Annotated in this window: 2 protein-coding genes; one reads left to right on the top strand and one right to left on the bottom strand. The window is 73.8% G+C overall.

Translation table 11 applies throughout. The features are described 5' to 3' along the window. Positions 1-147: 147 nt before the first annotated feature. Entirely contained in the window at positions 148-660 is a 513-nt protein-coding gene (locus H0487_RS01720) for a SigE family RNA polymerase sigma factor (RefSeq protein WP_183092495.1), read from the bottom strand. A 127-nt stretch (positions 661-787) separates the two neighbouring features. On the opposite strand from H0487_RS01720, the gene H0487_RS23045 reads away from it, so the two are divergent. Next, on the top strand, positions 788-1,767 hold a 980-nt coding region (locus H0487_RS23045), incomplete at its 3' end, for a methylmalonyl-CoA mutase family protein (protein ID WP_312855786.1).

The raw sequence follows: 1,767 nt of genomic DNA, 5'->3' as shown, positions 1-1,767 counted from the left end.
CGCCGGCGACGACCATGGCGAGTGCCGCGCCGCCGGCGACGACCTGTCGCCGGCGGGCCGCGGCGGCTCGTGCGGGCACGGCGTCGGCCCGGATCTCGGGGCCCTCGGGGACGGCCCGCTGGAGCAGGTCCCGCAGTCGGTCCTCGCTCATGACTCCTCCTCCATGAGCCCGGACTCACGCAGGGCGCGCAGGGCGCGGGCGGTCTGGCTCTTCACGGTGCCGGTGCTGATGCCGAGCACGGCGGCGGTCTGGGGCTCGGTGAGGTCCTCGTAGAACCGGAGGACCACGACCGCCCGCTGGCCGCGCGGCAGTCGGGCCAGCGCGGCGAGCACGTCCTGCCGGACGTCGAGGTCGGTGCCCCCGACCTCCACCTCGGGCAGCACCTCGGTCGGTTCCTCGCCGTTCCACCGCCGCCGCCACCAGTCGGTGTAGGTGGTGACCAGTGCTCGGCGGACGTAGCCGTCGACCGATCCGTCAGCGGCGATCGTGTCCCACCGTCGCCAGCACTTCACCAGCGCGGTCTGCACCAGGTCCTCGGCCCGGTGGGCGTCGCCGGTCAGCAACCACGCGGTCCGCCACAGGGCGCGGCCCCGCGCGGCGACGTACTCCTCGAACGCGGGAGCGCTGCCGGTCTCTGCCACCGTGCCAGCCTGCTGCATCGGCCACCTCCTGACCGGACAACGAGGCCGGGCCCGCCGATGGTTGTCGCACGGGTAACAACGCGTGACATATGCCACGGCTGGGACGCTGAAACCCGTTCCCCCTCTGCGCCGTATCCTCACGACCGTGACGACAGGCGACACGAGCAGCGAGGCAGGGGCACCCCTGGCCCTCGCTGCCGAGCAGGACACGCACAGCCAGGCGGACTGGGAGGCGGCGACCGCGGCCGTGCTCCGCAAGGCGCGCCGGCTGGGTGAGGACGACCCCGACGCGGCGGTCTGGGACAAGCTGACCCGGACCACGCTCGACGGCATCGGCATCACGCCGCTGGGCCTGCCCGGCGGTTCCACCATCAGCGTCCGGCCTCGGCGTGCCGGCGCCTGGGACATCCGCTCCTTCGTCTCGCACCCGACCGCCAAGCTCGCCAACGAGGAGGCACTCGTCGACCTCGACGGCGGGGTGACCAGCCTCTGGGTCGCCGTCGACGAGGAGACCGATCTCAAGGCGGTCCTCGCCGGGGTCCTGCTCGACCTGGCGCCCGTCGTCCTCGACGCGCCCACCGCTCCGACCGCCGCCGCCACGGCGCTGCTGGCGTACGCCGACGAGCGGGGCCTCGACCTCCACCCGGACAGCAACCTCGGCGCCGACCCGCTGGGCGCGATGCTCCGCGACCTGCCGCTGGCCGTCGACGAGGCCGTCGCCGAGCTGCGCGACCTCGCCACCCAGGCGACCGACGCCGGGGTCCGCGCGATCGTCGTCGACGCGACCGCCGCCCACGACCTCGGTGCCAGCGACGTCCAGGAGCTCGGTTGGTCGATCGCGGTCGGCGTCGCCTACCTGCGCTGGCTGACCGACCACGGCCTGGACCTCGCCACCGCCGCGAACCTCGTCGAGTTCCGCTACGCAGCGACCGACGAGCAGTTCCCGACCATCGCCAAGCTGCGGGCCGCCCGACAGCTGTGGGCCAGCGTGCTCCAGCACTCGGGTCTGCCGAGCGACGTGGACGTGGCCCAGCGTCAGCACGCTGTGACCAGCCGGCCGATGCTCAGCAAGTACGACCCCTACGTGAACATGCTGCGCGGCACCGTCGCGGCGTTCGCGGCGGG

It is taken from the genome of Nocardioides stalactiti (assembly GCF_014180715.1).
Taxonomy (GTDB): Bacteria; Actinomycetota; Actinomycetes; order Propionibacteriales; family Nocardioidaceae; genus Nocardioides; species Nocardioides stalactiti.
Note: the sequence above shows the minus strand (reverse complement) of the source record. Positions and strands in the feature narration are given on the sequence as shown.

Excerpts from the sequence above, each read along its gene's own strand:
- H0487_RS01720 (WP_183092495.1), bottom strand. The coding sequence starts at position 660 with ATGCAGCAGGCTGGCACGGTGGCAGAGACCGGCAGCGCTCCCGCGTTC.